Raw genomic sequence first — 24,535 nt, 5'->3', positions numbered from 1 at the left:
ATGACTATGAAAAATTTTAAAATAACAATTTTGGGTTTCGTACTACTATTGAATTTAGTAGGATGTGATAGTTTTGTGGATGTTGAAACGCCCAATTCGCAACTAACTGGAGTTACTGTTTTTGAAGATAGAACTACAGCCAATGCGGCGATGATTGATATTTATTCAAAGCTACGCGATACAGGATTAATAGCAGGAAACGCTAATGGTTCTGGAGTAAGTTTGGGATTGTATGCTGATGAACTGACTTATTATGGTGCTACTGATGATAACACTACGTTTATTTTTAACAATACGATGCTTGCGACTACATCAATGGCATCGCAGATGTGGAATGAAAGTTACCAGCAGATTTATTGTGCCAATGCCGTGATTTACGGTTGCCAGAACTCGACCGGACTTTCGACTGCTGATAAAAATCAGTTTATTGGTGAAGCACTATTTGTTAGGGCTTTGGTGCATTCTTACTTGGTGAATTTGTATGGTGATGTGCCGTATATCACAACTACTGATTATGAAGTAAACCGTTTGGTCAGTAGAATGCCAACAGCGGAAGTTTATACTAACATTATTTCCGATTTGCAACAATCGATTGCCTTATTACCAGAAGCTTATTTTGCACCGGAACGCGTTCGACCTAATCGTGCGACTGCATCGGCATTGTTAGCACGTGTCTATTTGTATAATGGTAATTGGGCAGAAGCTTCGAATGCTGCCTCGGCTGTTTTGAATAATGCAGACTATGTTTGGGAAACGGATATTGATAAGATATTCTTGAAAGATTGTACGGCTACGATTTGGCAATTCTCGCCAAAGTTGGAAGGTAATAATACGGATGAAGGTTCTGTATTTGTATTTCAAACAGGACCACCGCCGTTTGTTGGATTGCGTGAAGAATTGTATAATTCGTTTGCGAATGATGACCTTAGAAAAAGTCATTGGATTGCGACAGTAACGGATGGTTCTGACACTTGGTATCATGCCAATAAATACAAGCAAAATAATAACACTGGAACCTCTGTGGAGTATTCGATAGTGTTTCGATTGGCGGAACAATATTTAATTCGTGCCGAAGCTAGAGCACGACAAGGCGAATTGAGTAATGCGAAACAAGACTTGAATATGGTTAGAAGTTTGGCAGGATTGCCGAATACTACAGCTAACACTGAAGCTGAAATTATTGCCGCTGTGCAAGACGAACGACACTTTGAATTGTTTACTGAACAAGGACATCGCTTTTTTGATTTGAAACGAACTGGAGCGTTGAATACTGTTTTGCCAATTGTGAAATTGGGATGGAATAGTACTGATGTTCATTGGCCAATACCCGAAACGGAATTATTGGCTAATCCGAACCTAACTCAAAATCCCGGCTATTAATGAAGTTTACTTATTTACCAACGTTTTATGGTGTGATCGCCATACTATTAGTTGGGTTAGTTCCCTGTCCTGTAATGGGACAGGTGCTAACTAAGAAGCACGTAACCGAAGCCGATTATGGTTTGTGGCATACTATGGGAAGTGAGCAATTGTCTGATAAAGGCAATTGGGTTAGTTATCGGTTTTCGTATGAAAATGATATGGATACTACGTTTGTGGTACATACTAAAACTGATAGGAAGTTTGTGTTTCTCAATTTGCAACATGGTCAATTTATTGGGGAAATAAGCTTTGCTTTTATCAAAAAGGAAGGATTAGTATTGTTTGATTTGAAAAACGGAACAGAGAAATTATATGCGAATGTTAGTAGGTATGACTATTCGGCTGATGGACAGTATTTGGTTACTTTGGAAGATGCTCGTGCACTAGTTATAAGAAAGAATGAAACAGTTACTGAGCGAATTGAAAATGTAACGGCTTATGAATGGAATTTGGACAAAACAAAGTTGGTCTATGCAACTTCTGAAAATGGTAAAGGTTCGATAGGTTCTTTGAGTTTAAAAAATACCTTTAGTAATCAGGTAATTTTGAAACCAAACGCGCAAACTTTTGAAGTTTTGAAGTGGCAACAAAATGGTAATTCTATTGCTTTTTATGGAGTTGATAAAGGTAATGAGGTTGTGTGTTATTATGATTTTGTGGCCGCCAAATTATATACGGTGAAATCTTCGGATGCTATTTTTCCGTCTCAAATGAAAATTTCTCCCGATCAAAATATTGCACTGAAGGTTTCTCGTGATGGCAAAAAGGTATTTTTTGGAATAACGAATGTTGTGGCAAGAGACACTACTGGATATTCTGGCGGTGTTGAGGTTTGGCATGCCAAAGACCAGTTGCTTTATCGTGAAAGAAAGTTGAGAGCAAGTGTACCTTATTCGCAATTTTTAGCGGCTTGGTTTGTAAAAGAAAGACTTGTTAAACCAATTAGTTCGGAGCAAAAAAATTGGTTTGCTTTGAATGGTACTCAAGATTATGCACTTGTGGCGGATAAATATCAGTATAAACCAAAATATAAATTATATGCTGATATGGATTATTACTTGATGAATATTAGAACCGGAGTAAAAGAATTGGTACTTAAAGAACAGAGTGGATATGATAGTCAGATTGATTTTTCACCAGACGGAAAGTATATAAGCTATTACAAAAATAGTAATTGGTGGGTTTACGATATTGAGAAAAAATCACATACTAACATTACTCAAGGATTGAATGTTAGTTGGGATAACTGGGTTGATGATCCAGGTGCTGAATTGCGTGTTTGGGGTCAGACCGATTGGACAAAAGATGGCAAATTTGTATTGTGTTATGATTACCATGATATATGGGCTATTTCACTAGATGGAAAACAACGTAAACGACTGACTAATGGTAAAGAAAAGAACTTGCGATTTCGATTTGATAGATCTGCTGTATCAAATAGTCAAGAGTTTAATTATTCAGAAACTGGGACTTTTATATATGATTTATCGAAAGAAGTTGTTATAACTTCTTATAATTTGCAAAGTGGTGCGCATGGATTTTTTACTTTAAAACCTAATCAAGAAGCAAAGCAACTTATTATTGATGATGCGATGGTTACAAAATTTACAAAATCAAAAAAAGGCACTGCTTTTATTAGTGTGAAGCAACGATTTGATTTACCACCAACATTAGTATTTGACAATAATGGTTTGCAAAAAGTAATTGTATATAGTAATGAGCATCAAAAGAACTATCATTGGGGAAAAACGGAAATGATACATTATACTGATAGTAAAGGCACGCCTTTGAATGGTATTTTATATTATCCTGCGAATTATGATGCTAGCAAAAAATATCCGATGGTTGTGTTTATTTATGAAACTTTTTCAAAATATAGGCATGATTATATTACTCCAAGTTTGCATAATGGGATTGGGTTTAATATTGTCAATCTAACTGCTGATGGTTACGCAGTTTTGTTACCTGATATTTCATTTGAAAAAGGAAATTCGTGTATTTCGGCAGTTGACTGTGTTACAGCAGCAACTAAAAAGGTAATAGAAATGGGTGTTGCTGATGCTAAAAGAATTGGACTCACTGGACAATCCTTTGGCGGATATGAAACTAATTTTATAATTACACAAACGGATCTATTTGCTACAGCTATAAGTGGTTCGGCAGTATCTGATAATTTACAGCATTATTTCACCATTAATACCAATGATCATGAAATTGATGGCTGGCGTTATGAAAATCAGCAGTACCGTATGGGATTTTCTTTTTATGATAATCAAGAAGCTTATCATAGAAATTCACCTTTGCTGAATGCTAGTAAAATAAATACACCGCTATTGACTTGGGCTGGTAAAATAGATGAAACAGTACAACCACGACAGGCTGAAACTTTTTACGCGGCTTTACGACGATTAAAAAAAGAACATGTTATGTTGGTGTATGACAACGAAGGTCATATTTTTCAAGATCCAAAAAACCAAGAAGATTTACTAAGAAAGATGAATGATTGGTTTGGTCATTATTTAAAAGGTAAGCCAAAGGCATCATGGATGAAATCTGATTTAGAAGAGTAAAGATAAAAGTATGCAGTTTTCTACAGATGAAAACTGCATACTTAATTTTACTTGCTTAGAGAACTTTATACAAGTTCACACTACAAGCGTTTGCAGCATTTTTATGCCAAACACGTCTTGGAGTTGCCTCACTAGACATACAGTTTTGGATTGTAGTCGTTGGAGTACAATCTACCGTAACTTGAAGACAATTTGCAATTGATGGATTTTGTATAAATCCAATGATAGAAACTGTCTTTTTTGCTTCTTTAACTTTAGCATTTTTTGAGCTAACTGCTCCGGCACTTGCCAATGTGAATGCCAACACTGGCAAGATCACTTTTAAAATGGTTTTCATGGTAATAGAATTTTAATTACTTTTTTGACTTACTCTTTTTTACAGGTTTTCAGTCTCGTTCCTGCTACTGATCAGAATAGATTTTTATGTTTTTATTTGTTGATGAAATGTTTTTTATTCAACTGGTATTTGTGCAATTTATGTCCGATTACTGCGTAGAGATAGTTATCAATTACAAACATTTCTTTCAACTTAGTTTTGTTTATATCATAAATGTAAATACTTGATAGGTAGGTGTTTTTTTCGATATTATACACATCTACAATGGAAGCTTGTTTCCACATTTCTTTGGGCTCGTATCGTCCGATTAATTTTGAATTTACAAAAAGTAAATTATTAGAAACCGTCGTTAATTGATTTACAGTTGCTGGAAGTGAAGCAATTTTTCGTTGCCCTGTTTCTTTAATGTGTGCTACTTTAAGTTTGGCTTTGGTAGTGGTGTCAATGGTATTTCCTCGATGGATTAAGTTGAGGTTGTTGTCGGCAACAATGAATTGATTTCGGTAGTAATAGGTGTAGATGAATTTTTGCGATTGTCTGTCAAACTGCATCATTCCATCGGTGTCAAAAAAGCCATCTATTTGTTTTTGTAATAGCTGAGGCGCGTATTTTACTTGTAAAGTATCTTTAAAAGTAAAAGTCCCTAAAATGTTATAAAGCGTTTTTAATTGTTGTGCCCGAAAGGCTATTTTATCTGGAGCAATTATTTCGGCTTTTGAGAAATAGTAGTTGTTGTCATACATTACAAGTTTTGCTTTCCAATCGGATATATTTCCTTTATAGATCACTGGTACAGTGCCATCCATCAGATAAAAATAAGGAGGTGCAATTCGGACTTGTACTGAAACGAAAGGAAAGTTTTCGCGCTCCAGTTGTATTTTATATTGACGCTTGGTTTTTAAAATGGTATCGTAAGCTAGTATGTGTAATGGTGCTTGACTGTCACCGAAATAAATGGTTTTGCCATCGGTTCCTGCAAAGTATTTTGAATTGTTGGTTAGTTCTGCTTCGGCTGTTTGGGTTGTTGCACCTTGGATAAATCTTCTTATGAATGGGTTTTCTCGGTGCATAGTGTGTTCTGAATAGAAGTATAAAATAACAATTACAGCAGAACAGATTATTGCAATAATTATTAGTTTTAGATTTGTTTTGGATTTATTTGTTGCGATAAATAGTGATGCTATTGCCGCTAAAATTGTAAAAGCTATGTTGAAAATGAGGTGTTCTTTCCAGCCCATTTCTTCAAGTATTCCTCCACAGGAACATGGTACGAATGAGGAATAATTGAGTATGACTATTATGTAAGCTGTGAACATTAGCATTAATCCAAATGAAGCTAACAAAGCAATATACCTTGATTTTGGTATTGCAAGAAGTAAAGCGATCAGGAATTCAACTATTAAAACTGAATATGAAACAAATCCGGTGTATGCGCTTATAAGTGGCGATTGACCTAATTGGGCTTGGAAGTTTTGGAATTCTAATAGTTTACTTAATGCTGAGTACACAAAAAGTATCATTAGTAAAATACTTATTATTTCTACAAGGATTGATTTAAGATTGGTGACCTTTATTTTCATGGTTTAATAGAATTGGTAGAGTAAAATTCTATTAATAAAACTATTATCTTATTTCATTTTGGGAATATCGGTTTGCAAATCAACAAACTAAGTTATTAACTGTCGCTTTCTTTTTCTCTTTTTACTTCACTTGGTGGAAAATTGTAGCGTTTTTTAAATGCTTTGTAGAAGTTGGGATAATCATTGAAGCCACACATCAACGCAATCTCTTTTAATGGAATTGCTGTTTTTTGGATAAGGAATTGTGCTTTTTTAAGTCGTTCATCATTGTAGAATTGATAGATACTTGTTTTTACATTATTCCGGAAGCTGTCTTTTAAAGTGAACTCATTAGTGCCAGACATTTTTGAAAGTTCTTTAGTTGTTGGCAAAGGTTCTTCTAAATGATTTTTGATGTAGTCAAGGACTTTATGAATTAATTCGGCATCGGATTGTTTAGTAGTATTTTGATTTGTACAGTAATCATAAGGTTGTTTTTTGAACTCGTATTTCGAAATTATGTTTTGCATTTTTTCCGCTACTTCATTCAGCATGGTTGCCAATTGGTCCAACTCATCGCCACTGCCATTTAGCTCTACCCGAAACGCTAGATTTCCGGTTGCCATTTCTAAAAGCATTTTGTATAAGCTTTTAATTCGCTGTTGGTTTTGTTGGTTATCCATGAAGGTATATGTGTGAATGATTGCCAGAAAGGAAGTTGGGAAATGTTGACAAAACTATACCATCGAATTATATAAATCAAGAAGTATAGTGTTTCATTCGGGAATTAAACACCTTGTTTTGGATGTTTTTTTAATGAAAAAAGCATTGCTGGTAGTGCAATGCTTTTAAAATTTAAGAAGATTTTTTATGAGCTTTTCGCAACCAGTTGAGGTGCTAATTTTTGCTTGAGAATAGCCATATCATCGCTCACTTTTCTATCAACTACTTTTGCGTAGTGTTGCGTGGTTCGGATATTAGTGTGACCAAGCATTTTGCTCACGCTTTCAATGGGAACGCCATTTGTAAGCGTTATAGAGGTTGCAAATGAATGTCGAGCAAGGTGGAAAGTTAATTCGGTTTTAATACCGCAAACGTCACCAATTTCTTTGAGATAGCTATTCATCTTTTGATTACTTAAAACAGGTAAGATTGTTTCTTCATTCAAACACTTTGGATGTGATGCGTATTTTGCCATTATCTGTTCTGGAATAGGAAGTAAAGGGATTTTTGAACTAGTATCGGTTTTTTGTCTGTTCTTGAAAATCCATTTGTTGCCATCAATACCAATTCCGATATGATCGGAAGTTAATTGTTTTACATCGATGTAAGCAAGACCAGTAAAGCAACAAAATATGAAAATATCGCGCACTTGAATTAATCGCTCACAATGAAACTTTTTATTGTAAATTGTTTCGATTTCGCTTTCAGTTAAAAAATCTCTCTCAACTTCCTTGATTTTTCCCTTATACTTTACAAATGGACTTTCAATAATCCATCTGTTATCCAAACAGATTTGAATAATCTTCTTGAAATTTTTGATGTATTTTACAGTTGTATTGTTACTGCAACCACGTTCAGTTCTCAAGTAAAAATCGTAATCGGTTATAAAAGCTAAGTCGATATCCTTAATATTTATATCTGAAATATTGTATTTCCATTTCATAAACTCTTTTGTATGGCTAAGCGAAGTTTTGTATCGCTCTAATGTTCCTGAAGAATACTCTTCAGTTTTTACTAAAGCTTCTATTTGATCGTTGTGATTTTGAAAAATAGGTACTAGTGTTCGCTGCTTTTCAGTTTTACCAGTCAACACATTATTAAAGACCTCGGCAGTTATGTCTTTATCAACTGCGATTAGTTTCTTTTCAATACTAGAATTTTTTGCAATTAGTGAATCAAGATGGCTATTTATTGTTCTAGCTTCTTCCGAAGTGCCTTTCATTCTGCCTGCTTCTGTAGACCATTTAGTGGGATCAATGTACTTTCCGGTACTCTTGTCGAGGCGTTTCCCGTTGATTGTGGTTCTGTGATAAATTGGAACTAGTCCGTGTACATTGGCTTTTGCTCTTTTTAGATAAAAAAGATTTGTGATTGTTGCTTCCATTTTGGTGACCTTTTAATTAGTAATAATTTAGTTAAAAAGTCAAATCGGTACAAGATGTTCATTTTCTGAACTGGCTGTAAATACTGAGGTTGGCGAACAGATAGGGGCACAATTTTCACTGATTGCCTTGTGCCCCGAATTGTGCCCCTTTAGTATTGCGAATTAATGAATGTTTTGATATGGGATTAAAACAAAAAACCCCGAAAATCATAAGATTTAAGGGGTTTTGAAGTACTTTAAAAAGTATTTTGCGGAGAAAGAGGGATTCGAACCCCCGGACCTGTTACAGTCAACAGTTTTCAAGACTGCCGCAATCGACCACTCTGCCATTTCTCCAATAAGTCGGCACTACTTCCGTAATGCGGATGCAAATATAGCAACCTTTTTTATTTTCCAAAACCTTTTTTGATAAAAAATAAACTATTTTTTTTGTAAATTATATATTCTATTCATTATCTATTAGTTACTGAATTGGTTTTTGATTAATAATTTACATATTCTGTGATTTCTAGACCATATCCAATCATTCCAACGCGTTTTGTTTGTGTAGTATTTGAAATTAATTTGATTTTTGAGATGTCGATATCATGTAAAATTTGAGCTCCGATACCAAAATCTTTAGAATCCATTTTAATTTTTGGAGCTTTTATTGTTCCTTCGGACTGAAGTTGTTTTAACTCTGTTAATCTATTTAATAAATCGGATGAGTTTACCTCTTGATTGATAAATACAATTGCTCCTTTTCCTTCTTCTTGAATACGTTTAAACATATCATCCAGTTTTTTGTCAACATCGTTAGTGAGTGTATTTAAAATATCGTTGTTAGATTGGGTTGAATTGATACGTGTTAGTATTGCTTCTCCAGTATTCCAACTGCCTAACGTTAATGCTAAATGGACTTGTTTATTAGTAGTTTGTTGGTAAGCTCTTAATCTAAAAGCACCAAAACGTGTTTGAATTTCAAAGTCTTCTTTTTTGGTAATTAGACTATCGTGTTGCATTCTATAGGCAACTAAATCCTCAATGGAAACTAGTTTTAAATCAAATTTTTTGGCTACTTCAACCAACTGAGGTAAACGCGCCATTGAGCCATCTTCGTTCATGATTTCCACAATAACGCCTGCGGGCTTAAATCCTGCTAAACGTGCAAAATCAATAGCCGCTTCGGTATGACCTGTTCTTCTTAAAACGCCACCTTGTTTTGCTATTAGTGGAAAAATATGCCCTGGACGTGCTAAATCGAATGGTTTCGTGTTTTCATCTATTAATGATAAAACGGTTTTTGCTCTATCGGATGCTGAAATTCCAGTGGTAACTCCATTGCCTTTTAAATCTACAGAAACAGTAAAAGCCGTTTCCATATGATCGGTATTGTTTTTTACCATCGTGTGCAAGTCGAGTTCGTTACATCGTTTTTCAGTCAATGGTGCACAAATTAATCCTCGACCATGCATAGCCATGAAATTTATCATTTCGGGTGTTACTTTTTCGGCTGCAGCAAGGAAATCACCTTCGTTTTCTCGATCTTCATCATCAACAACTATAATAACTTTTCCTTGACGAATGTCTTCAATGGCTTCTTCTATAGTGTTGAGTTGTATTTTATTGGTACTCATTAGTTGTTGTTTTCTGTTGTAGTTATTGTGGATTTTAGAAAATTTCTGTTGTATAAATAGAAAAATATATAAAACGGAAATCCTGCAAAAAGTAGTATCAATAAGTTGATGTCTTGCTTTTTATTTGTTATAGAACTAATTTTAGTTTGTGTAAAATGAGATATTATTATGCAAATAAATAATAGCAACGTTAGGACAAATGAATATAGGTAGGCAAAAGTATTTTCGGGTTTACCTAATAATATTACAATTGCAATTAAAACAATATTTGAAACCAACGCAATGGTACTGTAAAATTTATATTTTTTGGTTAACGCTTCAAGTTCGGATAAATTAACTTTTGGAACTGAAATTGGTTTGCTTTCTGCTTTATCTTCTGTAAAAGTTTTAATTTCAGTTTGCTCTGCAAAAGGTTCGATTTCAATTTTGGTTCCATCAATTGTTTTGATAGCGATTACTTTTTCTTTTTTTGCAGGAAAGAAAGAAGCTATTTTGGCAATAAAATCAGAGAACCAATCCATTTGAATGGTTGCACCTTTATCATCGGTTGCTCTTTTGGTTAAAAAGATAGCTAAAGGCAGTAAAAGTAAAGTTGAAAGCCAACATCCTAAAAATGGTGTAATTCCGTTTTCTTGGGCTAATTTTTTTCCAAAGGTATTGACGAAGTGAAATACAATAAAAATCATAACGGCAAATACAATAGGTAATCCCAAACCACCTTTTCTAATAATTGCTCCGAGTGGCGCACCGATAAAAAACATTAGAATGCATGAAAATGCAACTACAAATTTATCATACAATGCAATCCAGTGCATGTTGATGTTTTTTACTTTATTTTCAAATTCATATTTTGAACCTTCAATGGAAAAGATATTAGCATCTAAATTTCCTGCTGTAACTCTAATAATCTGCTCTTTTTCGCTTTTACTAAAATTTGAAAGCAGGGCATTTTTGTTAAAATCAAGAGGTTCTTTTGTGGTGTCTTTTACTTTATGTGGTTCTTCTTTTGCAAAAGAAATACCAGTTCTAGCATTGATATTATCAACATAAGAAGTTAAATCCTTTTTGTAATTTTTGCTCAAAGAATCAAGCGTATATCTCAATTCTCCAACGGTAAGCATCGTATTTGTATTGGTAATCTGCTCTTCGTCAAGTTTTACATTGTTCAATTTTGATAAATCAATGTTGATTACATAGCGATTAAATTCACTTTTGGCAAATGGAATTTTTTCGCGCTCTTCATATTTTTTTGGTGTAATGTCTTCGTAATAATTTCCGTCTTTTAGAACTAATTTTAAAACATTAGATTTCTCACTACTTACTAATTCGCCCGATTTTGCCTTTATAATAGTAGTGTTTCCTATTCCCAAATTGGATTTTTTATGAATAGTAACTTTATCTAAATAACGACCTTCATCACCCGATTTTTTTTCGACTTTAATGGTATAATTCCCAACTTCGCTAAACTGTCCTTCGGAAATAGCCATTGCAGGTTTTACTTGTGCAATATTTCTTCTAAAGTTGATGAATTTATATTCGGCATAAGGAATAACGTTATTGGCAAAAATAAAGGCAACAATGCTTAAAAAAAGAATGAAAACCGTTAAAAACTTCATTGAACGTTGCAACGATATTCCTGATGATTTCATAGCAGCAAATTCATAATTTTCGGCTAAACTACCAAAAGTCATGATGGACGCCAACAAAACCGATAATGGTAAAACCAGCGGAATTACTCGCGGCATCGCAAACGATAAAAATTTCATTACTGAGACGAAATCTAAATCTTTTCCTGCTAATTCACCAATAAACAACCAAACAGTTTGTAAAATGAATATAAATAAAAGGATGACAAATACAGTTGTAAATGTAGAAACGAATAACTTTAATAAGTACTTGTCAAGTATTTTCACTTGGTTTTAATCTAATTTGTTGATGTAGTAATTAGGATATTTACTGGCAACAAAGGTAAACTGATTTTTTGATAAGGGCTGATTTGTTTTAAAAGAATTAACAGTCAAAGTGGTTTTTGTACCATTTTTTCCCATTTCAATCACGTTATAGATGTGCTTTGTTTGCGAATCGATACCCAAAAGGATTTCTTTACGAGGATCTTTTGCATTATTTGGCACCAATTTGATGTATTGAATTTTTCTTCCTTTTACATCTTGAACAATATCCCAATAGTATTTATAACCGCTGTTAAAAAAAGTCAACATTTTGGCTGGAGTTATAGCATTTTCGCCTTTTTCTTCAATTCCAGCAATTGTAATTTCTTCATCTTCTGGAACGATAGTATAATTTTTTTTACCATCAAAAATTTTGGTAATTCCCATAAAGTTAAGGTAATATTTATTACCACTAAGGATTACATTTCCTTTACTTTCTTTGTTGATGTTTTCCTTTCCGTTGTATAAAGAATATTTAAAATCGATAACAATATTATCATACGATTTTATTTTTGCAGTAACTTGATCCAATAAATCTTTAGCTTTTTTGTCTTGAGCGTTCATAGAAAAGCTCAAAAAAAGTACTAAAACTAATGATATTACATTTTTCATGGTGCTAATTATTTTGTTCATTGTTTAAAAATTGTTCCAAAGAAGCCAAATCAGAAATGTTTACACTTCGAGCTTTGCTTCCTTCAAATGGACCAACAATTCCTGCAGCTTCTAATTGATCAATCAATCTTCCGGCACGATTGTAACCCAGTTTCAATTTTCTTTGCAATAATGATGCCGAACCTTGTTGAGCAGTAACAATTATTTCTGCCGCATCTCTAAAAAGACTATCGCGTTCCGAAATATCGATGTCAAGATTCACACTACTACCTTCTTCGCCAACATATTCTGGCAACAAATATGCACTTGCATAGGCTTTTTGAGAACCAATATAATCTACAATTTTTTCCACTTCAGGTGTATCAACAAACGCACATTGTACACGAACTAAGTCATTTCCGTTAGAAAATAATAAATCCCCACGTCCAATAAGTTGATCTGCTCCACCAGTATCAAGAATGGTTCTTGAATCGATTTTGGAAGTTACTCTAAAAGCAATTCTAGCAGGGAAATTGGCTTTAATCATACCTGTAATTACATTAACTGACGGACGTTGCGTAGCAATAATCAAGTGAATTCCAATAGCACGAGCTAATTGTGCCAAACGAGCAATTGGTGTTTCTACTTCTTTTCCTGCAGTCATGATTAAGTCTGCAAACTCATCGACAACCAAAACGATATAAGGTAAAAAACGATGTCCGTTTTCTGGATTTAATTTTCTGGTTTTGAACTTTTCGTTGTATTCTTTGATGTTTCGAACCATGGCATCTTTTAACAATGAATAACGATTGTCCATTTCGATACAAAGCGAATTTAACGTATTGATTACCTTTGAATTATCTGTTATTATTGCATCTTCTACATCGGGTAATTTTGCTAAATAATGGCGTTCAATTTTATTAAATAATGTAAGCTCAACTTTCTTTGGATCGACCAAAACAAATTTAACTTCGGCTGGATGTTTTTTGTATAAAATAGAAGTCAAAACAGCATTTAATCCAACGGATTTACCTTGTCCAGTTGCTCCAGCCATCAATAAGTGAGGCATTTTAGCTAAATCAACTACAAAAGTTTCGTTGGAAATGGTTTTTCCTAATGCGATTGGCAACTCCATTTCGGCTTCTTGAAATTTAGCTGATGAAATAACCGTTTTCATTGGAACCATCGTTGGATTTTTATTTGGAACTTCAATACCAATCGTTCCTTTTCCTGGAATTGGCGCAATGATACGAATTCCCAAAGCAGCTAATGATAAAGCTATATCGTCTTCTAAACTTTTAATTTTTGAAATACGAATTCCCGCATCGGGAACAATTTCATATAGCGTAACCGATGGTCCAACGGTTGCTTTAATTTGAGAAATCGTAATTCCGTAGTTTTTTAAAGTTTCAACAATTCGGTTTTTGTTGCTTTCAAGTTCTTCTTGATTGATTGTAATTCCAACTGATGCATATTCTTTTAATAAATCTATCGTTGGAAATTTATAATTTGATAATTCTAAGGTTGGATCGAATTCTCCAAAATCTGCAACCAGTTTTGAAGCCAAATTTTCACTGATAACATCTTCATCGGCTGCTTTTTCGATAACAAAATCTTCATCGGTTGATACCGAAATCGGTTCAGTAACTTGAGGATTTTCAACCACCAAAGTTGGAGTTGGAACTGGAGTTATTGATTTTATTGTTGGTTCGAGATTAATTTCAGAAGCATGTTCAATGGTTGGTTTTAAGGCTTCTTTATTAATTTCAAAATTGGATGTAATTAATGTTGGTTCTGGAATTTCTTCTTCCTCAATTTCTTCTTTAACGGCAAATTCTTCAAGATTGTATTCTTTTGAAGCAGTTGAAGTAATGACATCTTTGTTTTCTGTCATGCTTTTAAAATCCTCGCTAATGTCTTTTCGTTTTTTCTCAAAAAAGGATTTTATTGAATCAGGTGAAACTTTGATTTTGAAGACAATGTAAACTATGATTGAGAATACAATGAGTAATAGTGTTCCAATTTTACCTAAATAATCTTGAAAAAACAAGTTCATTTCATAGCCAATTGTTCCGCCAAGTTCTGGTAACGAAGTAGCAAAAAATCCGAAGCAAATAGAGAGAATTATGACAGCAAATAAATCCCAAAACCAAGTATTCTTTAGCCTTTTTATGGGTAAATCAAGTAGTAAAAATGCGCCACTTAGAAAAAATAATTTCACAAAAAGAAATGATGCAGCACCAAAACCTCTGTAAATGAACAAATAAGAAACATAAGCCCCAAATTTCCCCAACCAGTTTCCTACAACTTCTTTTCTATCGGTTAAATCACCAACAGCACTTTGATCGTATTGACCATAGATGAAAAATGAAATAAAAGACAACAACAATGCAATTGAGGTAATTATAAAAACAAAACCCAAAAGAACTCTGTATTGCTTGAGTTTATTGGGATTTATCTTTGCGTTTTTATCTTTTGTTTCGGTATTTTCTTTTTTTACTTGTTTTGCCATCGGTACATTTAATTGCTATAAAAATAGAAATTTAATCGAGAGTTTACATAAATTTTGGAACATAAATCAGTAATCCAACAGCAATTGCGGCAAAAGCGGCAAATAAAACTGCTCCAGCTGCTATGTCTTTTATAAAACCAATTTTATTATGAAATTCAGGATGAATGAAATCTGCAATTTTTTCAACAGCTGTGTTTAAACTCTCAATTCCCAGAACTAATCCAAAAGCCAGAATCTGCATCATCCATTCTTCACGAGAAATTTCAAAAACAAAACCAGCAATAATAAGCAATAAAGCAATAGATGATTGCACCATTACGCTATGTTCAGTTGTGATTAGTTTGAACGCACCTTTAAATGCAAATCCAATACTTTTTATTCTTCCTGTAAAAAAGGAGTTGTCTTTTTCGAATTCCATTTTTATGAAATTATAACGATGCTAAGGCTGCTTCGTAGTTTGGTTCGTCTGCAATTTCAGCTACTTGTTCAGTGTATTTTACAATTCCATTTTCGTCTAAAACAACGATAACTCTTGAGTGTAAACCCGCCAAAACACTATCAGTAATTTCTAAACCATAATCTTTTCCAAAACTTCCTGTTTTAAAATCAGATAAATTTTCAACATTATCTATACCTTCTGCGCCACAAAAACGTTTTTGAGCAAAAGGCAAATCACGTGATATACATAATACTTTTGTGTTTGCTAATGCGCTAGCTTTAGCGTTAAAAGTTCTAACTGATGTTGCACAAGTTCCAGTATCAATGCTTGGAAATATGTTTAAGACTAATTTACTACCTGCAAAATCGGCTAAAGTTGCTGTAGATAAATCATTTTTTACTAATTGAAAATCAGGAGCTTTTGAACCAACTTTTGGTAATTCACCTGAAGTATTTACTGCGTTTCCGCCTAATGTTATTGATGCCATTTTTTTATAATTTTAAGATGTCAAAAGTAGGGAATTATTTTGGAAATTTAAAAAGCATATTATTTGTTCGATCTTACAAAAAATGAATGTTAATTCTTTGTCAAATTATCTTAGCTTTTATCAATAAAGATTTTCAATAAAAAAGTCCTGAAAATATCAGGACTTATATAATTTAAACTTAACTAAACGTGCAACGCTCTATTATCCGTGGCAGCCAAAGCAGCTTCTTTTATTGCTTCTGCAAATGTTGGATGCGCGTGTGACATTCTAGAAATATCTTCGGCAGATGCTCTAAATTCCATTGCTGTAACAGCTTCTGCAATTAAATCGGCACAACGAGCACCAATCATGTGAACACCAAGAACTTCATCGGTTTTGGCATCAGCTAGAATTTTTACAAATCCATCTAAATCGCCACCAGCACGAGCTCTTCCTAATGCTTTGAAAGGAAAACTTCCTGCTTTATACTCTACTCCATCGGCTTTTAATTGCTCTTCTGTTTTTCCAACAGCAGCAACTTCTGGCCAAGTGTAAACTACTCCAGGAATTAAATTATAATCGATATGTGGTTTTTGACCAACCAAAATTTCAGCTACCATTACACCTTCTTCTTCGGCTTTGTGAGCTAACATTGCTCCACGAACAACATCACCAATTGCATAAATATTTGGAACATTAGTTTGTAAATGATCGTTTACTTCTACCATTCCTCTATCAGTGATTTTTACACCAGCTTTATCTGCCGAAAGTCCGTCTGTATAAGGACGACGACCAACAGAAACCAATGAATAATCTCCTTCTAAAGTGATTGTTTCACCTTTGGCATTCTCAGCTTGAACCGTAACGACATCGCCATTTCTTTCTACCGATTGTACTTTGTGTGAAGTGTAGAATTTCATTCCTTGTTTTTTCAACACTTTAGTCAATTCTTTAGACAAAGCTGCATCCATTCCTGGAATAATTCGGTCCATGAATTCTACAACCGAAACTTGAGCACCCAATCTTAAATACACTTGTCCTAATTCAATTCCGATAACACCACCACCAATAATTACAAGATGTTTAGGAACTTCTGGTAATTTTAATGCTTCGGTTGATGTTATAATTCTTTCTTTATCTAATTTGATAAAAGGAAGATTTGATGGTTTAGAACCAGTTGCTATAATGATATTTTTACCTTCGATAACTTCTGAAGTTCCGTCAGCTTTTGTAACTTTTACGTGAGTTGCATCTTCAAATGAACCCAATCCTTCAAAAACGGTTACTTTATTTTTATCCATTAAAAATTTAACACCGCCAGAAGTTTGGTCAACAACTGCTTGTTTACGAGCAATCATTTTCTCAAGATTTACTTTTACTTCACCCGAAACTTCAATTCCGTGGTCTGCAAAATGTTGTAATTCTTCGTAATGGTGTGATGATGCCAACATCGCTTTTGATGGAATACAACCAACATTAAGGCAAGTTCCACCAAGCGTTGAATATTTTTCTATAATTGCGGTTTTAAAACCTAATTGTGCACAACGAATTGCCGAAACATATCCGCCTGGACCTGAACCTATAATGACTACGTCAAATGAACTCATGATATCTATTTTAGTGTGTTTTTATAAAAGTTGCACAAATTTACGAATTCAATTTCAATTATGATATCAAAAATCAAATTCAATGTGAAAAATCAATTTAATCCCAATCTTGTGCGACAAAAACCATTTTTTCTCCATTTGAAGCAGTTAAGGTTAACTTGTGTGCATTTATAGAAAATGAATTTATTGTTGTAATTGATGCTAAAAAATCAGTTTCTAATTTCATATTGTCTTGGCAAAACATTCTTGTGGCGATACCTTGCGAAAATTGAATTGTTTTTCTATCTTTAACCGAATACGAAAAAGATAAATTGTTACAACCCATTTTAGAAGTTGCTCTTTCAGAATTTGTCATGTCTAGAAATGCTTTTTGCTCAACAAAATACTCTTTTTTGTAGTCTTTAAATTCTACTAACATCCAAACTCTATTGATGTTTTGAGCTGGAGTTTCTGTAACATTCTTTTTGCAATTGCAGGAGAATGTAAAAATTGAAACTAGAATTAGGATTGATAGCTTTTTCATAATGGAATTGTTTTAACCACAAATTTCACGAATTTTCACGAATTAATAACATTTTTTATCCGCATCCTTGTCATTCCGTAGGAATCTCAACTCATAACTTTTTAGATTCCTACGGAATGACAAACTACATGAAAATTGTTTCTATTAAACCGTAAAAACAGTTGTATTCTTTACCTCGCCAATCATAAAAGTACTGTGCGTACTACCAATATGCTGAAGCGTTGTGAGTTTGGTAACCATAAATTCACGGTATTCTTCCATGTCTTTTACGCAAATTTTTAAGATGTAATCATAGTCGCCGCTGACGTGGAAACATTCTAGAACTTCGTTTAGTTTGACTACTTCTTTTTCAAATTGATTGATGAATTCCTTGGTGTGTTGCAACAACTTTAAATGACAGAAAACTACAAAACCTTTATTGATTTTGTTCCGATTTAAAAGCGCAACGTATTTATCTACAATTCCTTCTCTTTCCAACTTTTTTATGCGTTCGTAAACTGCTGTGACCGATAAATTGAGTTTTACCGAAAGTTCTTTGGTAGTCTTTTTTGTATCAGTTTGTAGAAGTTGCAGGAGTTTTTTGTCTATTGCGTCCATGTTTCGAGTTTCGGGTTTCGGGTTTCTAGTTTTTATAAAAATCTAAATTGTTATTAAATTATTTTCAAAATTAGTTTTTAATTCTAAATAATTACATTTAAATAGATTTATTTTCTAATTTAAATCCAAACTATTGTTCTTAAATCTTATAATTTGTTTTTTTGATGATTGTAATTAAAAACTAAAAGCCCTAGCCCAGATTGCAACGGAAATCCTTTTTATTTTTTCTTTAAAAATGAAAAGATTGCAGTGGAAAGCTGGAAAAAGCTTCTAAAAAAAACAACTTATGAAAAACTTCAATCCTGCAGATAAAATTCAAGATTTACAATATTTCGGTGAATTTGGTGGTGTAAACCCATCTATTTCAGACAGTTCTACTTATACTTTTCTTTCGGCTAAAACGATGTTTGACACGTTTGAAGGCAATGCGGAAGGTTGTTATTTGTATTCTAGACATTCGTCGCCGAGTAATTTATATTTAGACCAAGCTTTGGCTGCGATGGAAGGAACGGAAACTGCGAATGTTTCGGCTTCTGGAATGGGCGCGATTACGCCTACTCTTTTGCAATTGTGTAGTAATGTCGATCACATTGTTTCGAGTCGCACGATTTATGGCGGAACGTATGCTTTTTTGAAGAATTTCACACCGAGATTTGGCATTAAAACCTCGTTTGTTGACATCACAAAACTGGATGTTGTTGAAGCTGCAATTACCGATAAAACCAAAGTACTTTATTGCGAAACTGTGAGTAATCCGTTATTGGAAGTAGCTGATATTGCTGGTTTGGCGAAGATTGCTAAGAAACATAATTTGAAATTGGTGGTTGACAATACGTTTTCGCCATTGAGTGTTGCGCCAATAAAATTGGGTGCCGATATTGTAATTCACAGTTTGACAAAATACATCAACGGAAGTAGCGATACGGTTGGTGGCGTTACTTGTGCGTCGAGAGAATTTATCAATAGTTTGAAAGATGTGAATTCTGGCGCAAGTATGTTACTTGGACCAACGATGGACAGTTTACGAAGTGCAAGTGTGATGAAAAACCTGCGAACGTTACATATTAGAATGAAACAACACAGTTACAATGCAATGTATTTGGCTGAGAAATTTGAAAATGACGGATTGAAAGTGGTTTATCCAGGTTTGCCAAGTCATCCGAGTCATGAATTGTATGCTGGAATGATTAATAAAGAATACGGTTTTGGCGGAATGATGACGATTGATGTTGGAAGTTTAGATAAAGCCAATGAATTAATGGAATTGATGCAAGAACGAAACTTGGGTTATTTAGCTGTGAGTTTAGGATTTTACAAAACGTTATTTTCGGCACCTGGAACTTCTACATCTAGTGAAATTCCGTTGGAAGAACAAAAAGAAATGGGCTTGACGGATGGCTTGATTCGTTTTTCAATTGGTTTGGATAATGATATTGAACGTACGTATCAAATGATGAAAGAATGTATGGTTGAGTTGGGTGTTTTATAAAATAAATTTAATTAAGAAAAACATAAGAATAACACAAATTAATTAAATCAATTCTACCCATAACAACATGATTACCTTATTTAATACAAAGGATTTGCATTATTTTTATACATTTGAATGTCGCTAGAAGACATTTAAATAATCGTTGTGAAAAATATTTTAATTAGTCTCTTAGTGTTTTTTGTTTTCTCATCAGTAAAAGGACAAGAACTTTTACCTTTTGTTGAAAATTTTACCAAAAGTAAATACAATGGTGATAATCAAGTTTGGAGTATAGCGCAAGGAAGTGATAATGCATTTTATTTTGCCAACTATCATTACTTATTGCGCTACAACGGCGTTCGATGGGAAAAGTATAGTTTGCCAAACAAAACCATTATTCGTTCGGTTTTTACAGATGATGATAAAATCTACTCTGGTTCGTATAATGAATTTGGTTATTGGAAAAGAGAGTTCTGTTAGTGTAGACAATGATGGTAATATTTATGCTGCAGGTTCATGTGCAGAAATTGAAGCTAATTTTAACGGAACAGCTTTGCCTGCACCACATTTATATACTGTTTATGTCACAAAATACAATCCAAATGGGCAAATGCAATGGACAAAATATATTGAAGACATTACCTGTCCAAGTCCAATAGTTAAAGCGCGAACTCCAAACGAAGTTTATTTTAGTTCGGAACTTTTTGACAGTTTCCCTTTTGATGCTATAATTCCCGAAGGTCCAATTGGCGGTTTTTTTGATTTCTTTTTGGCAAAATTAAATCAAACCAGAAATTTTATTTGGGTAAAAGAAGTTCCAGGAATGGGTTCGGTTACACCAGGAATGACTAATTCTTTAGAAATTGACAACGAAGGAAATATTTACTTTGGTGGAAATACTAGAAATACTATTCAGTGGAATGAAACGATTTCAACAACAGCTAATGGATTTAGCAACGATATTTTAGTTTTAAAATACAATACTTCTGGAAATGTAATTTGGGCAAAAACTGCTGGCGGAAATTCTTATGATCAATTGCACAGTATTAGTTTGTTGCCTGACGGAAACCTTGTCATTACCGGAATTGCAAAAGAAAACACAACTTTTGAACCTTTAAGTCACACTCCTACAAATCCAAATTATTATCCTTTTGTAACTCGATTAAATCAAACGACATTAGATTTACCTGAAAACGAAATTAAATCTTTGATTGTTTATCCAAATCCTGCAAAAGAAACGATTACCGTTCAATCTAACTATCAAAATGGCGTTGCAACATTGCATAATTCGTTGGGACAACTATTGAAAACGGTTGTAATAACTTCAAATGAAACCACATTTGACATCAGCGAATTATCAAAAGGAACTTATTTTTTCAAATTAAATTCCGATGTAATCAAGATTATGAAAGAGTAATAATTGATTAATGAGGCAATTTATCTTTAAAAACACCATAAAGAAATGTTCCAAAAATTGCTCCTATTAAAATCAGTCCAACACTCATAAATCCTGCTCCAAGAAGTATAAAAATTGGACCTGGACAAGCGCCAACCAAAGCCCAACCCAAACCAAAAAGCGTTCCGCCAATCCAGTAGCGAGCGTTTCCTTTTTCTTTGTCTTGAATGTAAATAGGATTTCCGTTGATGTCTTTTAGATTTTTTCTTTTAATGATTTGAATGCCAATTACTCCTGTAAAAATAGCAACTCCAATAATTCCAAACATGTGAAACGATTGAAAGTGAAACATTTCATAAATTCGGTACCAAGAAACGGCTTCAGCTTTCGTTAAAACAATACCAAAGAAAAAACCAACCAATAAATATTTTAATAATTTCATAGCTTAAAAAAGTAAGGGTAAAACAAAATGCGACATGATTAATCCGCCAATAAAAAATCCGATAACGGCTTTTAACGATGGAAATTGTAGATTACTCAATCCCGAAATAGCGTGACCCGATGTACATCCACCAGCATAACGCGAACCAAAACCAATTAAAATTCCGCCAATTACTAAAATCGCAATCATTTTTGGCGACTGCAAAGCTTCGGAACCAAAAAGAAAATCAGGAAGCAACTTTCCGTTTGGAGCATCAAAGCCTAAATTTTGCAGTTGTGAAATCGTTTCTGGATTGATAGCAACATTAGAACTATCGCTTAAAAAATGAACAGCAACATAGCCGCCAATCATTGCACCAAGAACTACGACCAAATTCCATCGCTGTGATTTCCAATCCCAATCAAAAAAAGAAACCTTCTTCCCTATTCCAGTCATTGAACAAAACGAACGCAAATTGGAAGACATTCCAAAAGTTTTTCCAAAATAGGTCAACAATAACATTACAAAACCTATCAAAAACCCCGAAATAGCCCAATGCCACGTTTGTGTAAAAATTTCCATAAATACATATTTTGTACAAAAATAGAGATTCATTTAAAGTTCTGTTGACATATTTATATAATTTTATGGTTTGAAAACATACTTATTTTATATTAGCACGATAATTGCACTACAAAAACAAAACATTTTCTATTTATGAAAAACATCATCAAATACGTTTCAATTCTTTGCATAACACTAAGTGTAAGTTCTTGTATCAGCACAAAATCAACCATCAAAAACATTGATGACAATGCACCAAACTTAACGTTAACAAAAAATAATACCTTTCTAATTACGGATTACAGCCAAGATCCAAAATATGGATATGATGCTGATTATCCAGTAAATGTTTTCTACAAAAACTCCAAAGGAGAAGATATTAACGCCCATCGATTTTTAAATGCATTAGCTGGTCCAAAAGGCGAAAAAATTACTTATACTAAGCTAGAAAGCTGTTGTCCTTTTCCAAGCAAAAGAACCGAAATGGGCGCAGGATTTCTTGATGTATATGAAATTACTTGGGAAGGACAATCAAAACCTATCAAACTATATATCAACATTTATGAAAAAGGATATTTGTTTGTTCCGGTTGGATTATCCTTAAAAAAATAACCTCATTTCGATAAAATATTCTTAAATTAGCGGTTTTAAAAATCCTAATTATAATGAATATAAACAGTATTCCGCAGATAAAAAATATCGAAAGCGGAAATTTCTTTGTTTTGGCTGGTCCATGTGCAATAGAAGGTGAAGAAATGGCGTTAAAAATTGCCGAAAAATTAGTTACAATTACAGACAAATTAGAAATTCCTTATGTTTTTAAAGGTTCGTTTAAAAAAGCAAACCGTTCACGTATAGATAGTTTCTCTGGAATTGGAGATGAAAAAGCATTAAAAATTCTAAGAAAAGTATCCGAAACTTTCAATATTCCAACCGTTACCGATATTCATACCAATGAAGATGCCGATAAAGCAGCTCAGTATGTAGATATTCTTCAAATTCCAGCATTTTTAGTTAGACAAACCGATTTAGTTGTTGCTGCTGCTAATACAGGAAAAGTAGTCAATCTAAAAAAAGGACAATTCATGAGTCCAGAAAGCATGAAACATGCCGTTCAAAAAGTATTAGATTGCCAAAACGGAAACGTGATGGTTACCGATAGAGGAACGATGTTTGGCTACCAAGACATGATTGTCGATTTTAGAGGAATTCCAACCATGCAAAACTATGCTACAACTGTTTTAGACGTTACCCATTCGTTACAACAACCAAATCAAACGGCTGGAGTTACTGGTGGAAGACCAGATATGATTGAAACTATTGCCAAAGCCGGAATAGCCGTTGGTGTAGACGGAATTTTTATCGAAACCCATTTTGATCCAGCTAATGCCAAAAGCGATGGTGCAAACATGTTGCATTTAGATTATTTCGAAAATCTAATGACAAGACTTGTATCCATCAGAAAAACAATAAATGCGTTTTAATTTTATAGATTTTTAATTTTGAAAAAGATAATTTTATCAGCCATAACGCTAATCTGTTCTTATAATCAATATAGTTTTGCTCAAGATACTGCTTCTCCCGAAAAATACACTGCTCATAACAAAGGTAAATTTTATGTTTTTTGGGGTGGAAACAGAGAAAGTTTCTCAAAATCTGATATTCGTTTTCAAGGCGAAGATTATGATTTTACATTAAACAATGTTGCTGCTCACGACAAACCAAAAGGATGGCATTGTGATTATTTAAATCCAGCAAGAATGACCATTCCACAAACCAATTTACGATTTGGATATTTTATAACTGACCACTATAATATTTCCATTGGAGTTGATCACATGAAATATGTCATGACGCAAGATCAAACGGTTGATTACAGTGGATATTACCCAAATTCAGGTAGTTATGAAGAAATATTACCTAACGACCAGTTACTTTTAACGGAAGATTTCCTTACCTTTGAACATACCGATGGATTAAACTACATCAATACCGAGTTTTCTCGTGTTGATGATATTTCCAAATGGTTCAAATTACCCAACACCGATAAATTTCAAATTAATATTACCGAAGGTATTGGAGCAGGAATTTTATATCCAAAAACTAATGCCAAATTATTAGGTAAAGAAAGACATGATGATTTTCATATTTCGGGCTATGGAGTTTCAGCAAAAGTAGGATTGAATTTTACGTTCTTCAAGTATTTCTTTCTCCAAACTGAATTAAAAGGTGGATACATTGATATGCCCAATATAAGAACAACTAATAACACTGCCGATAAAGCTTCGCAACATTTTTATTTTTTACAACGAATTATTGCCTTTGGCGGAATTTTTAGAATATGATAGATTAATTGATTAACCATCTATATACCAACTAAATTTAACT

22 protein-coding genes, 1 tRNA gene and 1 pseudogene are annotated in these 24,535 nt (G+C 33.5%); 8 read left to right on the top strand and 16 right to left on the bottom strand.

The annotated features are described in order from the left end of the window. Positions 1-6 precede the first annotated feature (6 nt). Together IAI56_RS07610 and IAI56_RS07605 are read left to right on the top strand one after the other, a co-directional pair. A complete protein-coding gene (locus tag IAI56_RS07610) occupies positions 7-1,380 on the top strand; it encodes a RagB/SusD family nutrient uptake outer membrane protein (RefSeq protein ID WP_187657300.1) in 1,374 nt (457 codons plus the stop codon). Continuing rightward, positions 1,380-3,992, top strand: a complete 2,613-nt coding sequence (locus tag IAI56_RS07605; RefSeq protein WP_187657299.1) for a S9 family peptidase — start codon at positions 1,380-1,382, stop codon at positions 3,990-3,992. Before IAI56_RS07610 ends, IAI56_RS07605 begins: the two co-directional genes overlap by 1 nt. 55 nt (positions 3,993-4,047) lie before the next feature. On the opposite strand, the gene IAI56_RS07600 is transcribed toward IAI56_RS07605, so the two are convergent. From IAI56_RS07600 to IAI56_RS07535, 14 genes and pseudogenes are all read right to left on the bottom strand, one after another. Further along, entirely contained in the window at positions 4,048-4,329 is a 282-nt protein-coding gene (locus IAI56_RS07600) for a DUF6520 family protein (RefSeq protein WP_187657298.1), read from the bottom strand. 92 nt (positions 4,330-4,421) lie between these two features. Beyond that, positions 4,422-5,909 carry a MauE/DoxX family redox-associated membrane protein gene (locus tag IAI56_RS07595; RefSeq protein WP_187657297.1) on the bottom strand — a complete coding sequence of 496 codons (1,488 nt, stop codon included), beginning with the start codon at positions 5,907-5,909 and terminating at the stop codon, positions 4,422-4,424. 95 nt (positions 5,910-6,004) lie between these two features. Beyond that, a complete protein-coding gene (locus IAI56_RS07590) occupies positions 6,005-6,571 on the bottom strand; it encodes a helix-turn-helix domain-containing protein (protein ID WP_187657296.1) in 567 nt (188 codons plus the stop codon). Between the two features lie 185 nt (positions 6,572-6,756). Beyond that, the gene (locus tag IAI56_RS07585) at positions 6,757-7,995 is read right to left on the bottom strand and encodes a site-specific integrase (RefSeq protein WP_187657295.1); all 1,239 of its coding nucleotides are present in this window, start codon (positions 7,993-7,995) and stop codon (positions 6,757-6,759) included. Positions 7,996-8,246: 251 nt separating this feature from the next. Next, a tRNA-Ser gene (locus IAI56_RS07580) sits at positions 8,247-8,331 on the bottom strand. 146 nt (positions 8,332-8,477) lie between these two features. Then, complete coding sequence (ribB, locus tag IAI56_RS07575; RefSeq protein WP_187657294.1) at positions 8,478-9,611, bottom strand: 3,4-dihydroxy-2-butanone-4-phosphate synthase; 1,134 nt, start codon at positions 9,609-9,611, stop codon at positions 8,478-8,480. 461 nt (positions 9,612-10,072) lie between these two features. Further along, a pseudogene (locus IAI56_RS07570) lies at positions 10,073-11,524 on the bottom strand (LptF/LptG family permease); the annotation flags it as partial. A 6-nt stretch (positions 11,525-11,530) separates the two neighbouring features. Continuing rightward, on the bottom strand, positions 11,531-12,172 hold the full coding sequence (gene lolA1, locus IAI56_RS07565) for an outer membrane lipoprotein periplasmic chaperone LolA1 (RefSeq protein WP_239106968.1): 642 nt from the start codon (positions 12,170-12,172) through the stop codon (positions 11,531-11,533). 4 nt (positions 12,173-12,176) lie between these two features. After that, positions 12,177-14,663, bottom strand: coding sequence for a DNA translocase FtsK (locus tag IAI56_RS07560; protein WP_187657291.1), 2,487 nt, complete (start codon positions 14,661-14,663; stop codon positions 12,177-12,179). 43 nt (positions 14,664-14,706) lie between these two features. Then, entirely contained in the window at positions 14,707-15,081 is a 375-nt protein-coding gene (locus IAI56_RS07555; RefSeq protein ID WP_187657290.1) for a diacylglycerol kinase family protein, read from the bottom strand. A 10-nt stretch (positions 15,082-15,091) separates the two neighbouring features. Then, on the bottom strand, positions 15,092-15,589 hold the full coding sequence (gene tpx, locus IAI56_RS07550) for a thiol peroxidase (protein WP_187657289.1): 498 nt from the start codon (positions 15,587-15,589) through the stop codon (positions 15,092-15,094). Between the two features lie 182 nt (positions 15,590-15,771). Further along, positions 15,772-17,175 (bottom strand): dihydrolipoyl dehydrogenase, encoded by a 1,404-nt coding sequence (lpdA, locus tag IAI56_RS07545; RefSeq protein WP_187657288.1) that lies wholly within the window; start codon positions 17,173-17,175, stop codon positions 15,772-15,774. Between the two features lie 97 nt (positions 17,176-17,272). After that, positions 17,273-17,698, bottom strand: coding sequence for an META domain-containing protein (locus IAI56_RS07540; RefSeq protein ID WP_187657287.1), 426 nt, complete (start codon positions 17,696-17,698; stop codon positions 17,273-17,275). 144 nt (positions 17,699-17,842) lie between these two features. Then, entirely contained in the window at positions 17,843-18,295 is a 453-nt protein-coding gene (locus IAI56_RS07535) for an Lrp/AsnC family transcriptional regulator (protein ID WP_187657286.1), read from the bottom strand. A gap of 286 nt (positions 18,296-18,581) precedes the next feature. On the opposite strand from IAI56_RS07535, the gene IAI56_RS07530 reads away from it, so the two are divergent. The 3 genes from IAI56_RS07530 to IAI56_RS07520 all read left to right on the top strand — a co-directional run bounded on the left by IAI56_RS07530 (position 18,582) and on the right by IAI56_RS07520 (position 21,183). Beyond that, positions 18,582-19,784, top strand: a complete 1,203-nt coding sequence (locus tag IAI56_RS07530; protein WP_187657285.1) for an aminotransferase class I/II-fold pyridoxal phosphate-dependent enzyme — start codon at positions 18,582-18,584, stop codon at positions 19,782-19,784. Between the two features lie 147 nt (positions 19,785-19,931). Next, positions 19,932-20,246: a hypothetical protein gene (locus IAI56_RS07525; protein WP_187657284.1), complete on the top strand. Its 315-nt coding sequence runs from the start codon at positions 19,932-19,934 to the stop codon at positions 20,244-20,246. Further along, a complete protein-coding gene (locus IAI56_RS07520; protein ID WP_187657283.1) occupies positions 20,212-21,183 on the top strand; it encodes a T9SS type A sorting domain-containing protein in 972 nt (323 codons plus the stop codon). Before IAI56_RS07525 ends, IAI56_RS07520 begins: the two co-directional genes overlap by 35 nt. A 7-nt stretch (positions 21,184-21,190) precedes the next feature. On the opposite strand, the gene IAI56_RS07515 is transcribed toward IAI56_RS07520, so the two are convergent. Beyond that, complete coding sequence (locus tag IAI56_RS07515; RefSeq protein ID WP_187657282.1) at positions 21,191-21,604, bottom strand: DUF6691 family protein; 414 nt, start codon at positions 21,602-21,604, stop codon at positions 21,191-21,193. Positions 21,605-21,607: 3 nt separating this feature from the next. After that, positions 21,608-22,165 (bottom strand): YeeE/YedE family protein, encoded by a 558-nt coding sequence (locus IAI56_RS07510; RefSeq protein WP_187657281.1) that lies wholly within the window; start codon positions 22,163-22,165, stop codon positions 21,608-21,610. A gap of 135 nt (positions 22,166-22,300) precedes the next feature. Between IAI56_RS07510 and IAI56_RS07505 the strand changes: the two genes are divergently transcribed. From IAI56_RS07505 to IAI56_RS07495, 3 genes are read left to right on the top strand one after another with little or no spacing between them, the layout of a single operon-like run. After that, complete coding sequence (locus IAI56_RS07505; protein WP_187657280.1) at positions 22,301-22,759, top strand: 2-dehydro-3-deoxyphosphooctonate aldolase; 459 nt, start codon at positions 22,301-22,303, stop codon at positions 22,757-22,759. 53 nt (positions 22,760-22,812) lie between these two features. Next, positions 22,813-23,631, top strand: a complete 819-nt coding sequence (gene kdsA / locus IAI56_RS07500) for a 3-deoxy-8-phosphooctulonate synthase (protein ID WP_187657279.1) — start codon at positions 22,813-22,815, stop codon at positions 23,629-23,631. An 18-nt stretch (positions 23,632-23,649) separates the two neighbouring features. Then, positions 23,650-24,492 carry a hypothetical protein gene (locus tag IAI56_RS07495; RefSeq protein WP_187657278.1) on the top strand — a complete coding sequence of 281 codons (843 nt, stop codon included), beginning with the start codon at positions 23,650-23,652 and terminating at the stop codon, positions 24,490-24,492. The last annotated feature ends 43 nt before the right edge of the window (positions 24,493-24,535 follow it).

This window comes from Flavobacterium macrobrachii (assembly GCF_014486675.1).
Lineage (GTDB): Bacteria > Bacteroidota > Bacteroidia > Flavobacteriales > Flavobacteriaceae > Flavobacterium > Flavobacterium macrobrachii.
This window is presented reverse-complemented; position numbering and strand designations above follow the sequence as displayed.

Excerpts from the sequence above, each read along its gene's own strand:
- IAI56_RS07520 (WP_187657283.1), top strand. The coding sequence starts at position 20,212 with ATGAATTTGGTTATTGGAAAAGAGAGTTCTGTTAGTGTAGACAATGAT.
- IAI56_RS07585 (WP_187657295.1), bottom strand. The coding sequence starts at position 7,995 with ATGGAAGCAACAATCACAAATCTTTTTTATCTAAAAAGAGCAAAAGCC.
- IAI56_RS07510 (WP_187657281.1), bottom strand. The coding sequence starts at position 22,165 with ATGGAAATTTTTACACAAACGTGGCATTGGGCTATTTCGGGGTTTTTG.
- kdsA (WP_187657279.1), top strand. The coding sequence starts at position 22,813 with ATGAATATAAACAGTATTCCGCAGATAAAAAATATCGAAAGCGGAAAT.
- IAI56_RS07515 (WP_187657282.1), bottom strand. The coding sequence starts at position 21,604 with ATGAAATTATTAAAATATTTATTGGTTGGTTTTTTCTTTGGTATTGTT.
- lpdA (WP_187657288.1), bottom strand. The coding sequence starts at position 17,175 with ATGAGTTCATTTGACGTAGTCATTATAGGTTCAGGTCCAGGCGGATAT.
- IAI56_RS07610 (WP_187657300.1), top strand. The coding sequence starts at position 7 with ATGAAAAATTTTAAAATAACAATTTTGGGTTTCGTACTACTATTGAAT.
- IAI56_RS07530 (WP_187657285.1), top strand. The coding sequence starts at position 18,582 with ATGAAAAACTTCAATCCTGCAGATAAAATTCAAGATTTACAATATTTC.
- IAI56_RS07535 (WP_187657286.1), bottom strand. The coding sequence starts at position 18,295 with ATGGACGCAATAGACAAAAAACTCCTGCAACTTCTACAAACTGATACA.
- IAI56_RS07595 (WP_187657297.1), bottom strand. The coding sequence starts at position 5,909 with ATGAAAATAAAGGTCACCAATCTTAAATCAATCCTTGTAGAAATAATA.
- IAI56_RS07560 (WP_187657291.1), bottom strand. The coding sequence starts at position 14,663 with ATGGCAAAACAAGTAAAAAAAGAAAATACCGAAACAAAAGATAAAAAC.
- IAI56_RS07540 (WP_187657287.1), bottom strand. The coding sequence starts at position 17,698 with ATGAAAAAGCTATCAATCCTAATTCTAGTTTCAATTTTTACATTCTCC.
- lolA1 (WP_239106968.1), bottom strand. The coding sequence starts at position 12,172 with ATGAAAAATGTAATATCATTAGTTTTAGTACTTTTTTTGAGCTTTTCT.
- IAI56_RS07600 (WP_187657298.1), bottom strand. The coding sequence starts at position 4,329 with ATGAAAACCATTTTAAAAGTGATCTTGCCAGTGTTGGCATTCACATTG.
- IAI56_RS07590 (WP_187657296.1), bottom strand. The coding sequence starts at position 6,571 with ATGGATAACCAACAAAACCAACAGCGAATTAAAAGCTTATACAAAATG.
- IAI56_RS07505 (WP_187657280.1), top strand. The coding sequence starts at position 22,301 with ATGAAAAACATCATCAAATACGTTTCAATTCTTTGCATAACACTAAGT.
- tpx (WP_187657289.1), bottom strand. The coding sequence starts at position 15,589 with ATGGCATCAATAACATTAGGCGGAAACGCAGTAAATACTTCAGGTGAA.
- IAI56_RS07555 (WP_187657290.1), bottom strand. The coding sequence starts at position 15,081 with ATGGAATTCGAAAAAGACAACTCCTTTTTTACAGGAAGAATAAAAAGT.
- ribB (WP_187657294.1), bottom strand. The coding sequence starts at position 9,611 with ATGAGTACCAATAAAATACAACTCAACACTATAGAAGAAGCCATTGAA.
- IAI56_RS07605 (WP_187657299.1), top strand. The coding sequence starts at position 1,380 with ATGAAGTTTACTTATTTACCAACGTTTTATGGTGTGATCGCCATACTA.